The 20,189-nt window shown below is 55.7% G+C and carries 17 protein-coding genes and 1 pseudogene; 10 read left to right on the top strand and 8 right to left on the bottom strand.

What is annotated here, in order from left to right; genetic code table 11:
• Positions 1 to 24 precede the first annotated feature (24 nt).
• The 3 genes from HH216_RS00650 to HH216_RS00640 form a co-directional block, all read right to left on the bottom strand.
• Positions 25 to 768 (bottom strand): metallophosphoesterase, encoded by a 744-nt coding sequence (locus tag HH216_RS00650; RefSeq protein WP_169549032.1) that lies wholly within the window; start codon positions 766 to 768, stop codon positions 25 to 27.
• Positions 769 to 933: 165 nt separating this feature from the next.
• Entirely contained in the window at positions 934 to 1,770 is an 837-nt protein-coding gene (gene mazG / locus HH216_RS00645) for a nucleoside triphosphate pyrophosphohydrolase (RefSeq protein ID WP_254448623.1), read from the bottom strand.
• A gap of 272 nt (positions 1,771 to 2,042) precedes the next feature.
• Complete coding sequence (locus tag HH216_RS00640; protein WP_169549031.1) at positions 2,043 to 2,846, bottom strand: aminotransferase class IV; 804 nt, start codon at positions 2,844 to 2,846, stop codon at positions 2,043 to 2,045.
• 81 nt (positions 2,847 to 2,927) lie between these two features.
• Between HH216_RS00640 and HH216_RS00635 the strand changes: the two genes are divergently transcribed.
• The 5 genes from HH216_RS00635 to HH216_RS00615 all read left to right on the top strand — a co-directional run bounded on the left by HH216_RS00635 (position 2,928) and on the right by HH216_RS00615 (position 10,298).
• On the top strand, positions 2,928 to 4,436 hold the full coding sequence (locus HH216_RS00635) for a TolC family protein (RefSeq protein ID WP_169549030.1): 1,509 nt from the start codon (positions 2,928 to 2,930) through the stop codon (positions 4,434 to 4,436).
• A 94-nt stretch (positions 4,437 to 4,530) separates the two neighbouring features.
• The gene (locus HH216_RS00630; RefSeq protein ID WP_169549029.1) at positions 4,531 to 5,913 is read left to right on the top strand and encodes an efflux RND transporter periplasmic adaptor subunit; all 1,383 of its coding nucleotides are present in this window, start codon (positions 4,531 to 4,533) and stop codon (positions 5,911 to 5,913) included.
• Positions 5,914 to 5,998: 85 nt separating this feature from the next.
• On the top strand, positions 5,999 to 7,393 hold the full coding sequence (locus tag HH216_RS00625; protein ID WP_169549028.1) for an alpha-L-fucosidase: 1,395 nt from the start codon (positions 5,999 to 6,001) through the stop codon (positions 7,391 to 7,393).
• 197 nt (positions 7,394 to 7,590) lie between these two features.
• The gene (locus HH216_RS00620; protein ID WP_169549027.1) at positions 7,591 to 10,005 is read left to right on the top strand and encodes a S8 family serine peptidase; all 2,415 of its coding nucleotides are present in this window, start codon (positions 7,591 to 7,593) and stop codon (positions 10,003 to 10,005) included.
• Entirely contained in the window at positions 10,002 to 10,298 is a 297-nt protein-coding gene (locus HH216_RS00615; RefSeq protein ID WP_169553212.1) for a T9SS type A sorting domain-containing protein, read from the top strand. Before HH216_RS00620 ends, HH216_RS00615 begins: the two co-directional genes overlap by 4 nt.
• A 72-nt stretch (positions 10,299 to 10,370) precedes the next feature.
• Here HH216_RS00615 and HH216_RS00610 read toward each other — a convergent pair whose 3' ends face one another.
• The gene (locus tag HH216_RS00610; protein ID WP_169549026.1) at positions 10,371 to 11,879 is read right to left on the bottom strand and encodes a DUF1593 domain-containing protein; all 1,509 of its coding nucleotides are present in this window, start codon (positions 11,877 to 11,879) and stop codon (positions 10,371 to 10,373) included.
• 217 nt (positions 11,880 to 12,096) lie between these two features.
• On the opposite strand from HH216_RS00610, the gene HH216_RS00605 reads away from it, so the two are divergent.
• Positions 12,097 to 13,101, top strand: coding sequence for an NAD(P)H-dependent glycerol-3-phosphate dehydrogenase (locus HH216_RS00605; RefSeq protein WP_169549025.1), 1,005 nt, complete (start codon positions 12,097 to 12,099; stop codon positions 13,099 to 13,101).
• 105 nt (positions 13,102 to 13,206) lie between these two features.
• A pseudogene (locus tag HH216_RS25650) lies at positions 13,207 to 13,614 on the top strand (MOSC domain-containing protein); the annotation flags it as partial.
• Positions 13,615 to 13,675: 61 nt separating this feature from the next.
• Here HH216_RS25650 and HH216_RS00600 read toward each other — a convergent pair.
• Positions 13,676 to 14,515, bottom strand: a complete 840-nt coding sequence (locus HH216_RS00600; protein ID WP_169549024.1) for a peptidase associated/transthyretin-like domain-containing protein — start codon at positions 14,513 to 14,515, stop codon at positions 13,676 to 13,678.
• Between the two features lie 256 nt (positions 14,516 to 14,771).
• On the opposite strand from HH216_RS00600, the gene HH216_RS00595 reads away from it, so the two are divergent.
• Together HH216_RS00595 and bla are read left to right on the top strand one after the other, a co-directional pair.
• A complete protein-coding gene (locus HH216_RS00595) occupies positions 14,772 to 15,062 on the top strand; it encodes a hypothetical protein (RefSeq protein WP_169549023.1) in 291 nt (96 codons plus the stop codon).
• Between the two features lie 205 nt (positions 15,063 to 15,267).
• Complete coding sequence (gene bla, locus HH216_RS00590) at positions 15,268 to 16,164, top strand: class A beta-lactamase, subclass A2 (protein ID WP_169549022.1); 897 nt, start codon at positions 15,268 to 15,270, stop codon at positions 16,162 to 16,164.
• A gap of 83 nt (positions 16,165 to 16,247) precedes the next feature.
• Here bla and HH216_RS00585 read toward each other — a convergent pair whose 3' ends face one another.
• The 3 genes from HH216_RS00585 to msrA form a co-directional block, all read right to left on the bottom strand.
• Positions 16,248 to 16,910 (bottom strand): HAD family hydrolase, encoded by a 663-nt coding sequence (locus HH216_RS00585; protein ID WP_169549021.1) that lies wholly within the window; start codon positions 16,908 to 16,910, stop codon positions 16,248 to 16,250.
• Between the two features lie 93 nt (positions 16,911 to 17,003).
• Positions 17,004 to 18,209, bottom strand: a complete 1,206-nt coding sequence (locus tag HH216_RS00580; RefSeq protein WP_169549020.1) for an MFS transporter — start codon at positions 18,207 to 18,209, stop codon at positions 17,004 to 17,006.
• Positions 18,210 to 18,295: 86 nt separating this feature from the next.
• Positions 18,296 to 18,958, bottom strand: a complete 663-nt coding sequence (gene msrA / locus HH216_RS00575) for a peptide-methionine (S)-S-oxide reductase MsrA (protein WP_169549019.1) — start codon at positions 18,956 to 18,958, stop codon at positions 18,296 to 18,298.
• Between the two features lie 291 nt (positions 18,959 to 19,249).
• Between msrA and HH216_RS00570 the strand changes: the two genes are divergently transcribed.
• Positions 19,250 to 20,107, top strand: a complete 858-nt coding sequence (locus tag HH216_RS00570) for a helix-turn-helix domain-containing protein (RefSeq protein ID WP_169549018.1) — start codon at positions 19,250 to 19,252, stop codon at positions 20,105 to 20,107.
• Positions 20,108 to 20,189 lie beyond the last annotated feature (82 nt).

The following is a 20,189-nucleotide window of genomic DNA, read 5'->3' as shown; positions in this document are numbered from 1 at the left end:
TCAGAAGTGTAGGCCGACCAGCGGCTAGCCCCGATGATCGAGGTAGTGGACGGTACTGGTGATGGTGTGAAAATTGACGTTCAGCTCCCGGAAACCAACCTGATGCCCACTCACAACAAAGTCGGGCGTGTCGGGCCGGAGTTGTACGTAGGTCGAGGGTGTCAGCATGACCAGCAAGTTACCGCGCTGCACCACTTTATCGGTGTGGTAGTGCCCGCAAACGACCGTCACGTGGCAGGGCAAATCTTTTATTAGATCGAGAAATTCCTCCGACGGACCAAACCGCCCCAGCCGGTCCATGCTGCGCATATCGGCGGGCACGGGCGGGTGGTGCATGAAAACGAGCAGATTTTTATCGCGCAGCAGTTTCAGGTAATCGCGGAGCCACGTCCACTGCTGTGCCGAAAACGTGGCTTTCGAGGAGTCGAGAAACAGGGCCGGAAACCCTTCCAGCGCGACGGCATAGTACAACTCGCCGTCGTGCAGATCGGCTTCCCGCCCAAACGCTTTCGCCATCAGCCCGGTGTCGTCGTGGTTGCCGGGAATGACGTAGGTTGGCCAGGGCAGTTTCCGTGTTTCGGCGCGTATCCAGTCGTAGATGGTGGCGTCACCGGCGCGGTTGCAGAGATCGCCCCCCAGCACCAGGCAATGCGGTTTTAAATCGGACACCCTGGCCAGTACGTCCAGGAAATTCTGCCGGACGTCAACGCCCTGCGTGTGTTCCGTATCGGTGTCGATATGCAGGTCAGTGATGAAAGCGATACGCATGGTTTTAGGGAGAAAGAAGAGAGGAGATATACCCCCGGCCAGCTCCATCATCCTTACCCCCCGCCCCCTGAAGGGGGAGAAGCTCATTTGTAGGGCACTCCCCCTTCAGGGGGCGGGGGGTAAGGATGACGGTTTGAGAGCCCAGCTCGTCAGGGGGCTGGGGCATTAAACAGTTTTGGCCTGATTCCAGTACACATCCATTTCGGCCAGCGTCATGTCGCTCAGGGCTTTACCGTTGGCGCGGGCCTGCTCTTCTATGTACTGGAAGCGCTTGATAAACTTCTTGTTGGTGCGTTCGAGCGCCGTTTCGGGGTTGATGTCGATAAAACGGGCGTAGTTGACGAGCGAAAACAGCAGGTCGCCGAATTCGCCCTCGGCCCGTTGCGTATCGATGGCCTGTTCCAGCGTATCGATGTTGAATTCGGCTTTAAATTCCTGCATCTCCTCTTCGACCTTTTCCCAGACCTGTTCTTTTTCGTCCCAGTCGAATCCGGCCCCGCGCGCTTTTTCCTGAATCCGCATGGCTTTCACCAGCGCAGGCAGCGAGGTTGGCACACCTCCAAACACCGATTTATTTCCTTCTTTCAGCTTAAGCTGCTCCCAGTTGGCTTTAACCTGCTCTTCCGTGTCGGCTACAACGCGCTGCCCGTTTATGTCGCCGTATATGTGGGGGTGGCGGCTGATGAGCTTGTCGCACTCGCCGTTCAGCACGTCGGCAATGTCGAAGTCGCCGGTTTCTGATGCGATTTTGGCGTAGAAAATCAGGTGCAACTGCACGTCACCGAGCTCCTTCCGAATATCGACCATGTCTTTATTCAGAATCGCGTCGGAGAGTTCGTACGTTTCTTCGATTGTCAGGTGACGCAGACTGTCGAGGGTTTGTTTGCGATCCCACGGGCACTGCTCCCGCAGTTCGTCCATGATCGTAAGCAGGCGATTGAACGCCATCAGCTGCTGCTGACGGCGGGGGGCTAGTTGCTGGAAGTCGGTTGCATCGTTCATTGTTCGAATAAAACAGGAATCAGCGGATTGGTTTGCCTGTAAGACGATTTTCTTCGGAATAGGTGGTATTCTGTCTGGTCCAGCGTCCCTGCTGGGCCGTTGGGTAGCCTGATTAGCCTGTCGGCTGACACAGCAGAGATGCTGTGCCGGACCAATTGGCTGTCCGCTTCCACATCGCCAACTGTCCAATCGCGGACAGTTAGTACGCTACCTTTTTTCTCAAAAATCTGACTGTCAGGGTGCTACGTTGGTGGCATAGCAATTGACTAGCCTTACGTGGCCGGGTCGGTGAAATGCTGGACGATGTAGTGGTGCTGTTCGGTGGAAAACGCGCCCGCAAACACCTGAATGCCCATGACATTGGCCGAAAAAACAACGGCAGCGGTAGCAAGCACGTCGGGGAGATACCAGCCCTCCCGTGCGTCGGGAAACAGGCGCAGGAGTTGTTTGCGGGCTGTTCCGTCAACGCAGCCGGTTCTGAGGGAAGGGGTGTATAACACGTTGTCTGTCAGCCAGAATAGGTTGGCCGCCTGGCACTCGGCGAGGTAGCCGTTGGTGTTCAGCAGCAGGACATCGTCGAGCTGTTGCTGCGATTTATAGATACCGGCCAGTACATACGGTAACGAATTCAAGGTTTTAAGCGACGAAACAGGAGAATCATGCAAACGAAATGTATCGTAAATACTTATTTTTGGTTTTTCAGTACTAGCGAACGGAAGCCCCGCGCGGGCGGTGAGCAGGTAGTTAATCGCCGATGTTACAGGCGTATACAAGCCGCCCGGCTGTCGCCAGACCTGAAGTTTTACGCGAGCTGTCGTGTCGGTGAGCCCATTGCGCGCCAGCAGATCGAGCAGCTGACTGTACAGTACGTCGGCGGTGAGGTCGGGCGGGAAAGTGAGATGCAGTGCGGCCATGCCAGCCTGCAACCGCGCTATGTGGTCGGGCCAGAACCAGACGTGGCCCCGCTCGTAGCGAATGGTTTCAAACAGGCCGTCGCCGTACTGGAAAGCCCGGTCGGTGGGGAGCAGCGGCAGCGCGTCGTCGGCCAGAACAGTCGAATTATAAACCAGGCTCATGGGGTTTTGCGCCGTTCATCCAAAACTAGCGGTCTGCTCAAAGGTAAGTTCGTAACATTGATCGCTCAAAGGATAATGACTATGCAGGTTTCTACGTCGACACTTGGTTTGCTAACGGGGGTGCTACTAACGGCCCTGTCGCCCGTAGTGGCCCAGACTCCCCCGGCTGTCCGGTCGGGCGTAGCGACGCCGGGCGTCGCTACGCCAGCTGTCACCACGTCGGGGCGGCTGAACCTGCAACAGTGCATCGACATTGCCCGGCAGAACAACATCCAGATCCGGCAGGGGCAGCTTACCGTTGCCAACGCCGATTTGCAACTGCGTCAGTCGCGGCTCAACAAATTGCCGACGGCGGTATTCCAGGGTAACCAGTCGATCAACGGGGGGCGCAGCATCAACCCTCAGTCGAACGAATTTGTCCAGCAGACAGTCAACTCCAGCAGCTTTCAGCTCAACACCTCGGTTACGCTCTACAACGGTGGTGTATTGCAGGGCTCGATACAGCGCGACAACCTGGCGCTTCAGGCCAGCGAACTGGAATTACAGGCTACGCTGAACAACGTGGGGCTAACGGTCGCGCAGAATTACCTGAACGTGCTGACTGGCCGGGAACAACTGGCCGTGGCCCAGCGGCAGGCCGACGTTACCCGCGCCCAACTTGACCGGACACAGCGACTCGTCAGCGCGGGGTCGGCCCCCGAAGCAAACCTGTTTGAACTACGGGCGACCCTGGCCAGCAACGAACTCGACATCATCAACGCGCAGAACACGCTCGACCTGGGGCGGGTGTCTCTGTTGCAGGCGATGAACGTACCGATCGATCAGGCGTTTGAGGTCGAGCCGATCACCGTACCCGACCCCGGCCTCGACCCCTACACGGCGTCGGTGCAGCAACTGTTCGACGTGGCGGCTACCAACCTGCCGGAAGTCAAAGGGGCCGACCTGCGGGTGAAAAGTGCCAACGCGGGCGTACAGGTGGCCAAAGGCGGGCTGTACCCAACGCTGTCGCTGAACGGTAACCTGAGTACGCTCTACTCCAGCGCGGCCAGCACAGCGATCGCTACCGGCGCAACGACACAGATACAGACAGGCTTTTTAACAGACCCCAACACGGGGGCAAGCATACCCGTCTACACAGTAAGCCCTGATTTTAATCGGATCGGTATCGGGTATGGTTCGCAGCTTCGCAACAACTTCAGCCAGTCGGCATCGTTGTTTTTGCGTGTGCCGATCTTTCAGGGTAACCTGTCGCGCAACCGCATCACGACGGCCAAAATTCAGCAGCAAAACGCCGAACTGACGGCCCAAAACACACGTCTGCAACTACGGCAGCAGATTGAAACGGCGTACACCAACATGCGGGCCGGGGCTAATCGCTACCGGGCTACGCAGGCGCAGGTAGCCTCACTGGAGCGGGCGTTTCAGGTTGCCGAAAGTCGCCTGAACGCGGGCGCCATTAACGCAACCGACTACAGCATTGCCAAAACCAATCTCGACCGGGCACGGGCGAGTCTGGTACAGGCCAAATACGACTATGTGTTCCGCACCAAAATTCTCGACTATTACCAGAATAAACCGTTGACTTTTTAGGGGTTTACGGTTTAAAGTCTAACGTTTAATGTTCTGGCTGGAACAACCTTAAACGTTAGACTTTAAACCGTAAACCACAACTATTCCCCTCCCTATGAAAAAGAGTAACCGAATCTGGTGGCTGCTTGGTCTGGCAATCGTTGTGCTGGCGGGTGGGCTGATGGCCGCCAAACAGATGGGCGTTATTGGCAAGCAGAAAGCTACCGAAGTCGATTTTGCCACCGTAAAGAAAGTTGACATTACCGAACGGGTCAGCGCGTCGGGCCGCGTACAGCCGCAGGTCGAAGTCAAGATCAGCCCCGATGTATCGGGTGAAATAATCGGGCTGTACGTCAACGAGGGTGACCCTGTGAAAGCGGGGCAGTTGTTGTGCCGCATCCGGCCCGACAACTACGAATCGGTGATGGCGCGCTCGAAAGCAACCGTCAACCAGAGCCGGGCGCAGATGGAGCAGTCGAAAGCGACGGTGGCGCAGTCGAGTGCGCGGCTGCTGCGGGCCAAAGCCGACTACGACCGCAACCGAAAACTGCTGACCGACAAAGTAATTTCGACCGCCGATTTCGAAACCAGCGAAGCCAACTACAACGTCGCCAAGCAGGAGCTGGAAGCGGCAAAAGCCAGCGTGCGGGCGTCGCAGTTCAGCATTCAGAGTGCCGAAGCCAACATGCGCGATGCCAGCGAGAACCTGCGCAAAACCACGATCTACGCACCCGTCAACGGCACGGTGTCCAAGCTGAATATCGAGCTGGGCGAACGCGTCGTCGGTACGTCGCAGATGGCCGGTACGGAGATCATGCGAATTGCCAATCTGCAAAACATGGAAGTGCGGGTCAACGTCAACGAAAACGACATCGTGCGCGTCGGGCTGGGCGATACGACCGATATCGAGGTCGACTCGTACACGACGGCCGGACGGAAGTTCAAAGGCATTGTCTACGAAATCGCCAATACGGCGAATGGTCTGGCGTCGGGTACGTCGGCCGCAGCAACGCTGTCTGCCGATGCCGTGACGGAGTTTGAGGTAAAGATCAAAATCCTGAATAACTCGTACACCGACCTGCTGGCGCAGAAAGACAAGAAAGGCTATCCGTTCAAGCCCGGTATGACCGCGTCTGTCGAGATCATCACCGACCGTAAACCGGGGGTACTGGCCGTGCCGATTGCCGCCGTCACGACCCGCGCCGACAGTACCGCCGTGGAAAACGAGAAAGAGGAAAACGCCGACGAGGCTGCGCCGGAAAAGAAGGAGAAGCCCAAAGAGATCGTGTTTGTCAACGCGGGTGGCAAGGCCCAGCAGCGCGAAGTCAAAACGGGCATCAGCGACTACGAAAACATCCAGATTCTGTCGGGCCTGAAAGCGGGCGAACAGATTATTTCGGGGCCGTTTATGGCCGTGTCGAAGAAGCTGAAAAATGGTGAACTCGTCGCCAAACGTGATCCGAAGAAACTAAAGAAAGAAGCCACAACGGAGGAGTAAGTGAGTTTGTGGTTGAAATACGCATTCAGAAACGCCCGGTAAACTACCGGGCGTTTCTGCTTTTCAGGTAAATCAATTTCTGCCGATGAAACGCCTGCTTAACTGTCTGACGCTCGTTCTGCTGCTTACGATACCAACCGCGATGAACGCTCAATACCAACCCAACTGGGCGTCGATCGACAGCCGACCCGTACCGGCCTGGTTCGAGAATGCCAAGTTCGGGATCTTCATTCACTGGGGCCTGTTTTCGGTGCCGGCGTTTGGCCCAACCGCCCGCGACGGTGTCGGCGTGTACGACCGATATGCGGAGTGGTACTGGCAGAAATCGACCGACCGGGACTCGAAGACGTACCCCATTTTTGCGAAGTTTCAGGACCGCGTTTACGGTACCGATTTCAAATACCAGGATTTCGTCAAAGGCTTCACCTGTGAACTGTTCAAGCCCGATGAGTGGGCCGATATGTTCAAACAGTCGGGTGCTAAATACGTCGTCCTGACGAGCAAACACCACGAAGGTTTTACCCTCTGGCCGTCGGCGCAGGCCTGGAACTGGAACGCTGTCGACGTGGGCCCGCACCGCGATCTGGCGGGCGATCTGATCAAGGCCGTGCGGGCAAAAGACCTGCGGATGGGCTACTACTATTCGCTCTACGAGTGGTTCAACCCGCTCTACAAGAAAGACGTTAACGCCTACGTCGATCAGCACATGATGCCGCAGCTGAAAGACCTCGTCACGCGTTATAAGCCCGACATCGTCTGGACTGATGGCGAGTGGGAGCACCCCAGCGAGACGTGGAAAAGCACCGAATTTCTGGCGTGGCTCTACAACGAATCGCCCGTGAAAAAAGACGTGGTGGTGAACGATCGCTGGGGCAAGGAAACCCGCTCAAAACACGGCGGTATCTACACCACCGAATACGACCTCGTTCATGATGCCAACTCGACGGGCATGACGTTTACCCACCCCTGGGAAGAGTGCCGGGGCATCGGTTCGTCGTTCGGTTACAACCGCACCGAAAATCTGGAAGACTACTCCACCAGCGGACAGCTAATCGGTATGCTGATTGACAAAGTAGCGCGGGGTGGGAATCTGCTGCTCAACGTAGGCCCCACCGCCGACGGGCGTATCCCGGTGATTATGCAGCAGCGACTCCACGACATCGGCGACTGGCTGGCCGTCAACGGCGAAGCGATCTACGATACCCGAAAATGGGACGCGGCTCCGGCCGTCACGAAAGACACGAAGGTTTACTTTACCCGCAAGGGCAGCGACCTGTATATGCTCTGTACCGAATGGCCCACGCAACCCATTACGGTATCGGGTATCAGCAAGGCTGGGCGTACCACGATGCTCGGTTACAAAGGCACCGTCAGCGCATCGACGTCGGGCAAAACGGTCCGGATTACGATGCCCGCTGTTACTCCCGGTAACATCCCCTGCCAGCATGCCTGGGTGGTAAAACTGGCGGGAGTGCTATAAAATTGACCATAGTTAATTTTGTTAAACAGTTGTTTAAAGCATTTATATTACGCTGAAGTGATATAGTTCCGTTGATTATGGAGATTTATGCGTCTTAATTAAAAATTAATTTTAATATCGATTTAGAAATCTGCCTGTAACCAATGTGCGTAGATAGTGGAGTTACGTGATTTTTTAACCCCATTATCTATTGTCCAATGAAAAAACGTATATCTGTAGTAGCGGTACTACTCGTATCGATTCAGCAGTTATGGGCACAGGCCTTCATCGACCCAGAACTAAAAAATTCGCTTGCTACCAACCCGCTCGCTGAGGTAGTCGTAACCTTCGAAGGAGATGGCGCACCGACCGCCGGTCAGGTGTCGCTACTGCAACAATTGGGTATTACGCGGGGCATCACGTTCCGGGCCGTACCCATCGCGGGTGTACTGGCTACAGCTGCCCAAGTCGACGCGCTAGCCGCTCAGTCGGGTGTCAAATCGCTTTTCCTGAACAAGAAGCTAGACTATTACAATTTTGAGGATACCCACCTGACGGGTGTGAAACGGCTGCGGGCCGACAAGACCATCACGGCGCGGAACAAGGGCATTCCTGTGTCGGGTCGTGGTATCGGTGTGTTGATCAACGACAGTGGTATCGACGGTACGCACGACGACATCAAGCTGGGCACGCACCTGGTGCAAAACACGCTGGGTACGACTAATCTGAACTCGCTGAACTCGATGTTGCCCGTGTCGTATATAGAGGGCGTTCCCAACACTGATTCCAACTCAGGACACGGTACCCACTGCGCCGGTACGGTTGGGGCCAACGGTGCCAAGTCGAGTGGCAAGTACGAAGGCGTTGCGCCCGGTGCTTCGCTGATCGGCTACGGATCGGGTGGGGCGCTGCTCGTGCTGGATGCGATTGGTGGCTTCGATTACGCGCTGACACACCAGTATCAGTACAACATTCGGGTGGTGAGCAACTCGTTTGGTTCGAGCGGTACGTTTAATCCGCAGCACCCGATCAACCTGATTACCAAGAAACTGTATGATCGTGGTGTCGTTATTGTTTTTGCGGCTGGCAACAGCGGTCCCGGTGCCGATACCCATAATCCTTACGCTGTTGCCCCCTGGGTTATTTCAGTAGGGGCGGGCGACAGATTCGGTCGGCTGGCCGATTTCTCGTCGCGGGGTGTGATGAATCAGAGCGGTACGTTCCAGATCGATGGCGAAACATGGACGTTTAAAAACGAGCCGACCATCGTAGGGCCCGGCGTCGATGTGATTTCGACCCGCGTGATCAGCCCACTGATGGCGACGGCTGCTCAGCAGGATGCGCAGGGTATCGAACCGGCTTATCTGCCGTTTTATACCTACAAAAGTGGTACGTCGATGGCGACCCCACACGTAGCGGGTATCACAGCCCTGATGCTGGAAGCCAATCCGTCGCTGTCGCCGGCACAGATTCGGCAGATCATGCAGAAAACGGCCACCAACATTCCCGGTCGTGAGTCATGGGAAGTAGGGGCCGGGTACGTTAACGCCTATGCCGCTGTCGATCAGATTTTCCGTGGAACGGCGTTCGGCCCGACGGTCAACAGCAGACGCTCGTTTGTGAGTAACGTGAATACACAGATCAATCGGCAGAGCTTTTCGATCAACTACAATCCGGCATTGACAACGGGTAACCAGATGACGTTTGCGGTTGCCGCCGGTACAAACAGTATCGAAGCAAAAATCAACGCGAACGGGCTTTTGGGCGAAACGGGTAATCCGATCACGCTGACCCTGGTCGATCCGGCGGGTGTACAGTACCGGGCTGGTATTCCGGTTGCGTTTGCCATTTCGCCAGATCGTAGCGTAGCTGTTGCATCGCCGGTGGCGGGCACCTGGACACTGCGAATTGACGGATTGCGCGGGGCTGGTATTCCCGAAACGGTATCTGGCAACATTACCCTACTGACGGCCAGCGGTACAAGCGGTATGAACGATATTGCTGGTCACCCGGCTGAAGCGTCGATCAAAGCCGCCGTGGCTAACCGACTGGTTGATGGTGTCGCGGGTGGCTTCCGGCCCAACGAATCGCTGAAACGCTATCATCTGGCCGATTACCTGTTGATGGGACAGGGCATCCGCCAGTTCGTTCCGACCGATGGTAGCCGTACGTTCACCGATCTGTCGGCCGAACAGTGGCTGATTGCCGAATCGGTCGTGGCAAAAGGCGCTGCGCTTCGCGATAACAAACACGCATTCAGTGGTGTACTGTTGCCGAAGAGCACGAACACCTTTGCCCCCTGGGAGGTGGTAAATCGGGCATCGCTGGCGTATTCGATCGTACAAAGCCTAGGTCTTCAGGAAGCGGCACTGGGCCGTGCCGGTAAGCCCGTAACGGTTTCGATGGACGGTAAAACCTACACCATTGAAGACGCGGGCAACATCCCGGCTGGTCTGGAAGGGTACGTTGGTATCGCCCTCGACCTGGGTCTGATCAACGCCTACTATACCCTGACGCAGGGACCGTACGACGTACAACCCGTACTGCACGCAACATTCAAACCGGCGCAGGTAGTTAGCCGCGCTGACTTCGCCGTCGTCGTTACCCGCACTTTCCCCGCTGGGAAGCCCTGACGCAGCCGTCAGCCGGTCGCGTTGCCGCCGACGAATTTGTTCGTACGACAACCGCGTACCCAAACCCATTCTCGGGTAACACGACCATTCAGTACAGCCTGCCAAGTGAAGAGCACGTAAAAGTTGAGGTGCTAAACGTGCTGGGCTATAGCCTGAAAACGCTGGTAGACGAGTCGAAGCCAGCCGGTCGTCACGAAGTACAGTTCGATGGTAGCCAACTAACGCCGGGTAGCTATCTGGTGAACGTAAAAACCGCAACCGGTATGGCCACACAGCGACTGGTGGTTAAGTAAAAAGTAAGGGTGCTACAATGCAAACAGTCCGGCTCAATGAGTCGGGCTGTTTGCATTGTAGGGGTATGCCCTTCATTCCACCGTTACAATGACGCGCTGGTAGCGGGTAAGCGCCGGACTTCCGGTGTCGGTCGCGTTGAGAATCAGGTGGATGGTTTGGCCGGGTTTGGCGTCGGTCGGTACGCTGAACGTGGCTTTTGCCTGATCAGGATTGGTCAGAACAACCGTGCCGGGGTAGGTGCCTGCTTCTTCGTACTGCCACCAGTGGAAACCAACCGTGTTGCCGTCGGGGTCGGTGGCGGAGCCGGTCAGGGAGACGGTTTGGCCGGGTTTGACGCGGATGTCAGACGCCTGTTTAAGCGTCACCACGGGCGGGTGGTTGGCCTGTTTGTAGGGTTTGATACACCAGTCGGCGCGGGCGGCAAAGTCGTTTTGCAGAGCCGGGATCCAGCGCGTTTGTGGGTAAGCTGCGTCCTGTTTTTTGGTATACGGGTCGTAGTCGGTGACGGTCTTGCCATCTTCCCAACGGTACGGGTTCGTCGGCGATTGAACCATACGCCCGCCCCAGCCGCCGTACGCGACGTTTTCCCGGCTCCGCAGCCCCACGTCGATCAGGTAGAAAAAGGCAGGGGAGTCACCTTCGGAGATGAAGTCGTATTGCTGCCGGTCGTACTTTTTGGCTTCGGCCATCTCACCGTGCGTGTGTTCGGGGTCGCCGGGCAGGTGCTTACCATCGCCCCAGAGGTAGTAGCCGTCGAGCAGTGCCCCGTGGGCGCGAATGTTTTTGTCGAACCACGGCCCGCTGAGGTACGTCTGCAATTCCGCTGGTACGACGCGCGGCCACAGGTAAGCGAAGCTCCAGAACTGATCGGAATTGTACAGCACCCGAATCTTCGGCCAGTTTGGCGCGACGTATTTCTGGTAGGTCGCGTCCTGATCGAGTACAGCGTAGATAATCGCCTTGTCCGACACCTTTTTGCTGATAGCGGGCCACTCAGCCGTGCGTTTGTACTGATCCTCGATTGATTTCAGCGCGCGGGCCACGGTATTGGTGCCACCCCAGATTTGCAGGTAAACCGGGCTGGGGTCGTTGTCGAGCAGGATGGCTTTGATAAAGTCCGAGCCTTCGGTATCACGGCTCATCTCACCCTCAAAGTCGATATTCCCGATCCGTACCAGACTGCGCAGGTAGGCCGGGGTCGGGTAGCCGGGTGCGTGTTGGCGAAGGGTTGGGTACACCTGCGCATACCGGTCGATGTACGATTCCATCCAGGTCGTGCCGGGCCACCGCAGTTCGGTTCGCTCGCCGTACCGCTGCGCCGTGCTTGCCATCTCCGACGTAAATTTTGTGCCCTTTCCGTCGCCTTTGTAGTGCCACTGCGAACTGCTGTAGACCAGCCCCACCAGATTGAACTCATTGCTGTACAACAGCAACCGCACAAACGTATCGACATCATCGACTTCCCCGTCCGTCGTCACAATCGTCCGGGCTTTGGCGGGTGCTTTCGGCCCGGACTGGGCGACAGTAGAAAGAGATAGGAACAGGGACAGGCTAAGGGCGAGCAGAAGCGGTTTTATCACGGTAGGAAATAACCAGAGACAGGTCAGGTTTATGATTATTGACAGGATTACAGGATGAACAGGATTTTAGAGAATACAGAATCCTGTTCATCCTGTAATCCTGTCAAAGAAAATAATTGACAAGCAAGTTATCAGATCGTCAATACCATCGCAACCGCCAGCCATTCGTTATAAGCCGGTATTTCGTGCGCTGGCTGTTTTTCGCTTTTTTTACCCCATGAAAGTAAGTCAACCGACGCGGCTAACGATGGTGGGCGGGGGAAGCTGGGCTACGGCACTCGTCAAAATCCTGTCAGAAAACAACGTTACGATTAAGTGGTGGATGCGGAGCAAAACCGACGCCGACCATATCAAGAAGTATAATCACAACCGAAGCTACCTCAGCGATGTGCAGATAAACCCCCGCCGGGTGAAGGTCTGCACCAAAATCCGCGATGCCTTTCGTGATAGCGATGTCATTATCCTGGCGGTTCCGGCCGCGTTTATCAGCGACGCCCTGCACGGTATCCAGCCCCAGCATTTTGCGGGTAAAACCGTTGTGTCGGCCATCAAAGGCATGATTCCGGGTGCCAATCAGCTTGTTACGGATTGGGTCAGCGAACAGTATGGTGTACCGGCAGGGCAGATTGCCGTGATTGCCGGGCCGTGCCATGCCGAAGAGGTGGCGCTTGAAAAACAGTCGTACCTGACCATTGCCTCGCAGGGTGTCGACTGCGCCAGTAGCGTTGCCGATCTGCTGCGTTGCCGCTTCGTGCAGACAACCCCCGTCGATGATATTTACGGGATCGAATACAGCGCGGTGATGAAAAACATCATTGCATTGGCCTGCGGTATCACCCACGGGCTGGGTTATGGCGACAATTTTCAGGCGGTACTAGTATCGAACGCCATGCAGGAAATCCGTCGGTTTGTCGACGCCCTCCATGCCAAGCACCGTGACCTGAGCGGCTCGGCTTATCTCGGCGACCTGCTTGTAACGGCCTATTCACCGTTCAGTCGTAACCGCACCTTCGGCAACCTCATCGGGCGGGGCTATACGATTCAGTCGGCGCAGGCCGAGATGAACATGATCGCCGAGGGGTATTACGCTGTAAAAAGTATCCACGCTATCAACGAGCAGTTCAGCGTTCAAATGCCCATCGTCGACGCGGTCTACAATATCCTCTACGAAAAAGCCACGCCCACCACTGAGATGAATACGCTGAAACGGGTGTTGTTATAGTGGGTTTAAGGTTTGATCCGGGCCGCCGGGCGGTTTAAAGTTCAAGGTTGGCTACCGCCGGAGGAACCTTAAACGTTGAACCTTAGACTTTAAACTTCTTAATTAATGGACAACATAAAAGACCTGTTCAACGTGTTTCCCCGGATGGGGCGGGTGGAGTGGATCGGCATACGACCCGAACGACGCAGCGCCATGACGGTGGTCGACTCGGTGGAGGTGTCGCCGAAAAAAGGGCTGCTGGGCGATCACTACAGCGGGCAGAGCGGCAACCGGCACGTAACGCTGATTCAGGCCGAACATCTGCCCGTTGTGGCTGCGTTGACTGGGCGAGAGACACTCGATCCGGGCGTGCTGCGCCGGAATATCGTCGTGTCGGGCCTGAATCTGCTGGCGTTAAAAGATCAGCAGGTGCAGATCGGCGACGTACGGTTGCAGATAACGGGGCAGTGTCACCCCTGTTCAAAGATGGAAACGGCACTGGGACCGGGCGGGTACAATGCCATGCGGGGACACGGCGGCATGACGGCTAAAGTGCTGGTTGGTGGTACCATCCGGCAACATGACGCCATCACCGTTACTGACCCGGGGGCCGTTGCTCCGGCGGGCGCTGCCCCAGCGGCTGACCTGATTGTTGGCGCGCCGGTGGCTGATGCGACTGCTCCGGGTCGGCAGCTATCCCGCTCGGCCGGTGCTGATTGATACGAAACCCGTTCCGCATCTGCTGAATGGCGTTGATGAGGTCGTAGTCAGACGCTTTCAGGAGAAAATCATCGTCGAAATCGCAGTAGTCGTGAAACCGGTCAACCTCGTCGGCTTTTAGCGACGTGGCCTGTTCGACCAGTAGCCGGAAGCGTTCGAGGGCCAGCGCGTGCCGCCGGTCCTGCTGCATGATGTAGTACGCTTTACGGTCGGATTTGGGCCGCTTACCAAACATCTCGTACAGCAGCGTCACGCCCGCGCCGTCGGCCAGCCGGTCGAATGCCTGCTCACCCGTTACCTTGCGCGACGCCGTCGGTTCGGCCAGTTCCAGCTGAATTTCACGCTTTACTTCTTCGTAGCGTTTACCCGTCACGGTCACTTCGGCCAGATCAACCACCCGGTAGGGCATGGGCGGCAGGGCGCGGGCCACGATCGTGGGGTTGTCGGAGCCGTCGTACAAAATACCCACGCGGTTATACAACTGACTGTTCATAATCAGTGAATCGCCGGGTTGCAACGTCAGGAAAAAACGCCCCGCGGCATTGGTCCGTGCCCGCTGCGTCGTGCGTTTGTTGACCACCGTCACCTTGTCGACTGGCTTCCTCGACACCTGATCAACCACCGTCCCGACTACATATTTCCCCTGCGCCCGCGCTCGATTGGGCACGTGGCAAATAGTCAGGCAGATCAGCAGAAAAACGGTGACGTAACGCATAATGAGTAAAACGGGCTGTATTCCTGCCTGTTGTGCTGGTACAGCGGCATAGGTCTGTTCGAGTAAAAGTAACGGTTTGTTAGCGGGCGTCAGTTCGGGATGGCGTTAAAAATCGTTAAGAGCCGGTGTGGGAATGTCGTACTTCAAGGTGAATCGCAACGCTGGTGAACAATTACATGAAATAGATTTCAGTATTTAAACTTTGTAATACAAAGTTCTTTTTATTTGTGGTGTAAACTAAAAACAGGAGATCGTTATGACTACGCTCGCGAAGAGAAAAACCACTGTTGTGCTGATTGTCGCCTTGCTGTTGCTGCTTCCGCTGGTGGCTATGCAATTTACCAATGAAGTAAACTGGACACTTTCGGACTTTGTCGTTGCCGGCCTTTTGTTGCTTGCCAGTGGCCTGTCGTTTGAGTTTGCCTTGCGAAAAGTTCGTACTTCAACCTATCGTATCGCTGCCTGTACGGCAATTCTGGCGGTGCTTGTTCTGGTGTGGCTGGAACTGGCGGTCGGCATTTTCGGTACGCCCTTCGCCGGACAGTAGCCACCAGGCCCGCCTGCCGAATTGACTTGGCCCAACTTCAGAAATCGGTAGAGTTGTACGTCGGGGAGGTTATAGACTGCTAGGTTAGTCGTGTCAAATTCTACAACTGGATTGGTGTGAGAAGTATCTTTTCTTACTGCTGGTTCTGCTGACGGTTTCTTTTGCCTTCTTTGCCAGTAAAACACATCTCACACTCGCTGTAATCATGAGAACCCTTTTACTGCTTGTTGGCTTGTTGACTATCATTTCGCCAACCTTTGCTCAGGTTGAGCAACTACAGGCAAAAATTGAGCAGGTCATCAACGGAAAAAAAGCAACGGTGGGCGTGGGTATCTACGAATTTGGCAGCCGACAAACGCTGACAATAAACGACGACAAACGCATGCCAATGCAGAGCGTGTACAAGTTTCATGTTGCGCTGGCCGTGCTAAGCGAGATAGACAAAGGGCGATTCAAACTCACGCAGCAAATGCACGTGAAGAAGAGCGACCTGGTACCCGGCTTGCATAGCCCAATGGGCGAAGACTATCCGAATGGTGAGGTGGATTTGCCACTGTCTAAACTCATTCAGTACATGGTTGCCGAGAGCGATGGTAGTGCCTGTGATTACCTGTTTCGGCTGTTAGGCGGTCCGAAGCAGGTTGACGCGTTTATTCACCAGCTGGGTATTCAAAACCTAGCCATCCGGGAGACGGAAGCCGTGATGCAGGCACGGGGGAACTGGGATATTCAATACACGAACTGGACAACCCAGACCGCGATGCTCGACTTGCTGAAGCTTTTCTATCAGCGTAAAATTCTATCGCTCAACAGCCAGGATTTTCTGTGGAAAACGATGGTCAGTACGACGACGGGCGAGAACCGACTTAAGAAGTTGCTACCGACCGGTACTGAAGTCGCTCATAAAACGGGCACGTCGGCAACGAGGGAAGACGGCCTGATGGGTGCCGTCAACGATGCAGGCTTCATCGTGTTGCCAAACGGCAAATGCATCGCCATCAGTGTATTCGTCTCGAATTCAACCGAGGGTGTACAAACGAATGAGCGGATCATCGCTGATATCGCAAAGCTGACTTACGATCACTTTGCCGGATCGAATTGATCGTTACGGTATCTGTGACAGGCGTAAAAATAGGGTACCCGAAGTATACGCTCTAGGTACCCTATTTTTATGCCCAAATAGCTTTAAGCGACGCCAACGCCTTCCCGCAGGCGGTCGAGCGTCATTTCGGTGAAGTCGCGGATAACGTCGTTGACGAACGGGCGTAGCTCGTCGGGCGATTGCGTGGTGGCGACGCCGACGACGTAAGCACCGGATGCTTTAGCCGCCTGAATGCCCGTCATCGAATCTTCAAAAATCACGCTTTCATCGGATGTAACGCCCAGCATCGACATAGCCTTCTCGTACACCTCCGGGTTGGGTTTGGGGTGCGTGATCGAGCGTTCGTGGAGTAGTACGTCGAAGTATTGGCGCAGGTCTAGTGCGTCGAGTACAAAGTCGAGGTTTTCCAACGGAGCCGACGTGCCAACCGCCGTTTTGATACCTGCTTCCTTCAGTGCTTTCAGGAATTCTGGAATGCCCGGAACAGGCGTGATAACATCTTTGTACAACTCGCGGAACAGCGCTTCTTTCTCGTCGCCCAACTGCCGGATTTCGTCGTTGGTCAGGGGTTTGTCGGCGAACAGGTGTTTGACGATCTGCGAGTTGTGCTTACCCGAAACGTGCTCCAGAAAATCGGCGTCGGTGAGGGGCTTGCCGTGCTGTTCAAAATAACGGTGCCAGGCAGTGTGGTGGGTCGGATTCGTGTCGACAATGACACCATCCATGTCGAAAATAACGGCGTTCATAGTGGGTTTAATGGTTAAAGTTTTTGGTTTAAGGGTTGAGGTTTACGGTGGGGTTTTAACCTTAAACCGAAAACCTCAACCCTTAAACTCACGTCAGTACAGATTTACTTTTCGGGAGATAAGTGACGAAACCAGCATCATCAGGGCAACGAAACTGAGGCCGTAGGGAAGCCCGGCAGCTTCGGCGATAAAGCCAATCAGGGGCGGGCCCGCCAGAAAGCCGACGAAGCTGAACGACGCAAACGTGGCCAGACCAGCCGCCGGGGGAATACCCGGAATGCGCAGCGCAGCCGCGTACAGAATCGGTGCACCCAGCGAGCAGCCGACACCCAGCAGCGCAAAACCGATCAGGGCCGTGGGCGGGTAGGGAACAAGAACCGCCAGCGCCAGCCCGGCAGCACCGACAAACCCACCGATTATCAGCCAGCGCCGGGCACCGATGCGGGGTGTGATGGCATCGCCGACGAAGCGTAGGCCCGTCATGGTCAGGGAAAAACAGCCAAAACCCAGCGCGGCTACCTGACTACTGGCCCCCAGCGTTTCGTGCAGATAAACGGCGCTCCAGTCGAGAGCAACCCCTTCACCCATCGATACGGTTATGCCAATCAGAATCATCAGCCACAGATCGACCGTGGGTTTGACGAACGACGAACCAGCTTTTTCACCCGTCGATGTGCGGCTGCTCGACGGAATTTGGGCCAGGCGGGGTTGTAGCAAAACCGTCAGGAGAAGAATCAGCCCCGACAGCGCGAAGACGTGCCACGATGGCGGGATATGCTGCGCGATGATGATACCTGCTACGCCCGACCCGATAAGTCCGCCCAGGCTCCACATGCCGTGGCAAGCCGACATAATCACGATGTTTTGCTGGCGCTCCAGGTTCGTTGCCGCGGTGTTCATGGCTACGTTGATGAGCGATGCGTTCAGACCCATCAGAAACAAACCGAGACTCAACACCAGCGCGTTGGGTGCGTTGACGGGGATACACACGGTCAGGGCCAGCCCCACTGCCGACCATAAGCAGGCTTTGGCTTCACCCAGCCGGGCAATGATACGGCCCGTAAAGGGATTCATTGTGAGCAAGCCTGCGGGCATCGCAAACAGCACCAGCCCAAGCTGACCGTCTGACAGCCCCAGTCGGGCTTTTACCTCCGGGATGTGCGCCAGCCAGCTACTGAACAGCAAACTGTCGGATGCGAAGACCAGCCCCACCGCTAGGGCTAGCGGATTCGAAAAAAACGTCAGTACGTTTTTGATGAGTGGATTGCGGTGAATGTTTAGCGGTATGGTGGTATTCATGATACAAAAATAGCCGGTCGATGCCGGCTATTTTTGTTATCCATTAGCTGTAACTAATGCTGTATTGATTGTTCAGTAGCCGCAGCTTACTTATTCATGGTCAATGCGCTATCATTTTTCAGATAACCTTTCATCGCTTTCCGCAGCTTTTCGACCTTCGGCAACGATACACTCTGGATGTAAGGCTGATTGGGGTGCAGGGCGAAATAGTTCTGATGGTACTCTTCAGCGGGCCAGAACGTCGTCAGCGGAGCCACTTCCGTGACAACTTTGCCGTCGTAGTGGTGCGAGTCGTTGACGCGCTTGATAGCGGCTTCAATGGCCTTTTTCTCGTCTGGCGTACGGTAAAACGCTACCGAACGATAGTCGCGGCCCCGGTCTGGCCCCTGCCGGTTCAGCGTCGTGGGATCATGACCCGCGAAGAACGCGTCGAGCAATTTATCGTACGAGATTACTTTCGGGTCGTAATAAACCTGCACGGTTTCGGCATGACCGGTCAGGTCGGTGCCAACTTCTTCGTAGGTAGGGTTCTTGGTTTTGCCGCCTGCGTAACCGGAAATAACTTCCCGCACGCCTTTCAGCTGGCTCATGCCTTCATCGAGTGCCCAGAAACAGCCCCCGGCAAAGTCGGCTACGGCTTCGCCTGCTTTGGGCGTTGGTAATTTAGCTGGAGCCGTCTCGTTCGACTGAGCCTGTGCGCATCCGGCCAGCAGTAGAAGACTCGCAGCGAATGTCAGTACGTTTTTCATGGTAAGTTGTCGTTACTAGTTACTGTATAAACGTTTATTTGGGCATGTCAGTTTCTTTGTCTTGTTTAAGGTTTGTTGTTCAAGGTTTAAGGTGCTGTGGAGTGCTGTTTTCCCAATCGAAACTTAACCGACTCCAGGGGCAGTGTCTTCACAGGCCCCACTCGCGCCAGCCATCCGCGACCTGCCGGGCGTAGAGGGCTGTGAGGACACAGCCCCCGGAGATGGACAAAGCCCCTGGAGAGGAAACCGACCGAAAACCGTATACTGTAAACCGAATACCGAAAACCCACTATGAAACTACAGTTTGAGCGTATCGAGCCGGGGGCGGGAAGTTCGTTTCGGGTCATCCATGCGACAGGGGCTGAACCGTGTCGGGTGTTCTGGCACCATCACCCCGAATACGAGATCGTGTTTATTCCGGCGGGGCAGGGCAGGCGGCACATCGGTAACAGCGTCGGGCATTACGACGCGGGCGATCTGGTGTTTATCGGCCCGAATCTGCCGCACCTGAACTTCAGCTACGGCCACGTTGGCGATGCGTTTGAGGAAGTCGTTGTGCAGCTACGCGCCGATTTTATGGGTGACTCGTTTCTGAGCCGACCCGAACTGGCAACTGTCCGGCGGCTATTCGAGCGGTCGCATACGGGCTTGTTGTTTGGTGCCGAAACCCGGCAGGCTGTAACTGACTGGATGAAGCAATTGCCTGGCCAAACGCCGTTCGAGCGGTTGCTGACCTTACTTCAGGTGCTGCACATCATGGCAACGGCTACCGATGGCGTCCCACTCCACGCCGATGGCACCCGCTTTGAACTAAACCCCAAAGAGCAGGCCCGCATCGACCGGGTATGTCAGTATGTCGAAGCGCACTATGCCGAACCCATCGACATCCGCACCGTTGCTGATCTGGCTAATCTGACCATTCCGGCGTTCAGCCGCTATTTCAAGCGCATGACCCACCTGACGTTTACTGATTTCGTCAATGAATACCGCGTCAGTCAGGCGCAGCGGCTGCTGCATTCGGCCCGTACCATCGCCGACGTAGGTACAGCGGTGGGTTTCGTCAACCTGTCGCATTTCAACAAAACCTTCCGCGAAGCCACCGGCCAAACCCCCAGCGCGTATCGGAAGGGAGTTACAATGATTGAGTGAATGAGTGATTGAGTGGGCTGACGCAAACCATGCTATCACTAAAAGAAAAATGAGTGATTGAATAGGAGACTCGCGTCAGCCT

The sequence above is a fragment of the Spirosoma rhododendri genome (assembly GCF_012849055.1).
Taxonomy (GTDB): domain Bacteria; phylum Bacteroidota; class Bacteroidia; order Cytophagales; family Spirosomataceae; genus Spirosoma; species Spirosoma rhododendri.
Note: the sequence above shows the minus strand (reverse complement) of the source record. Positions and strands in the feature narration are given on the sequence as shown.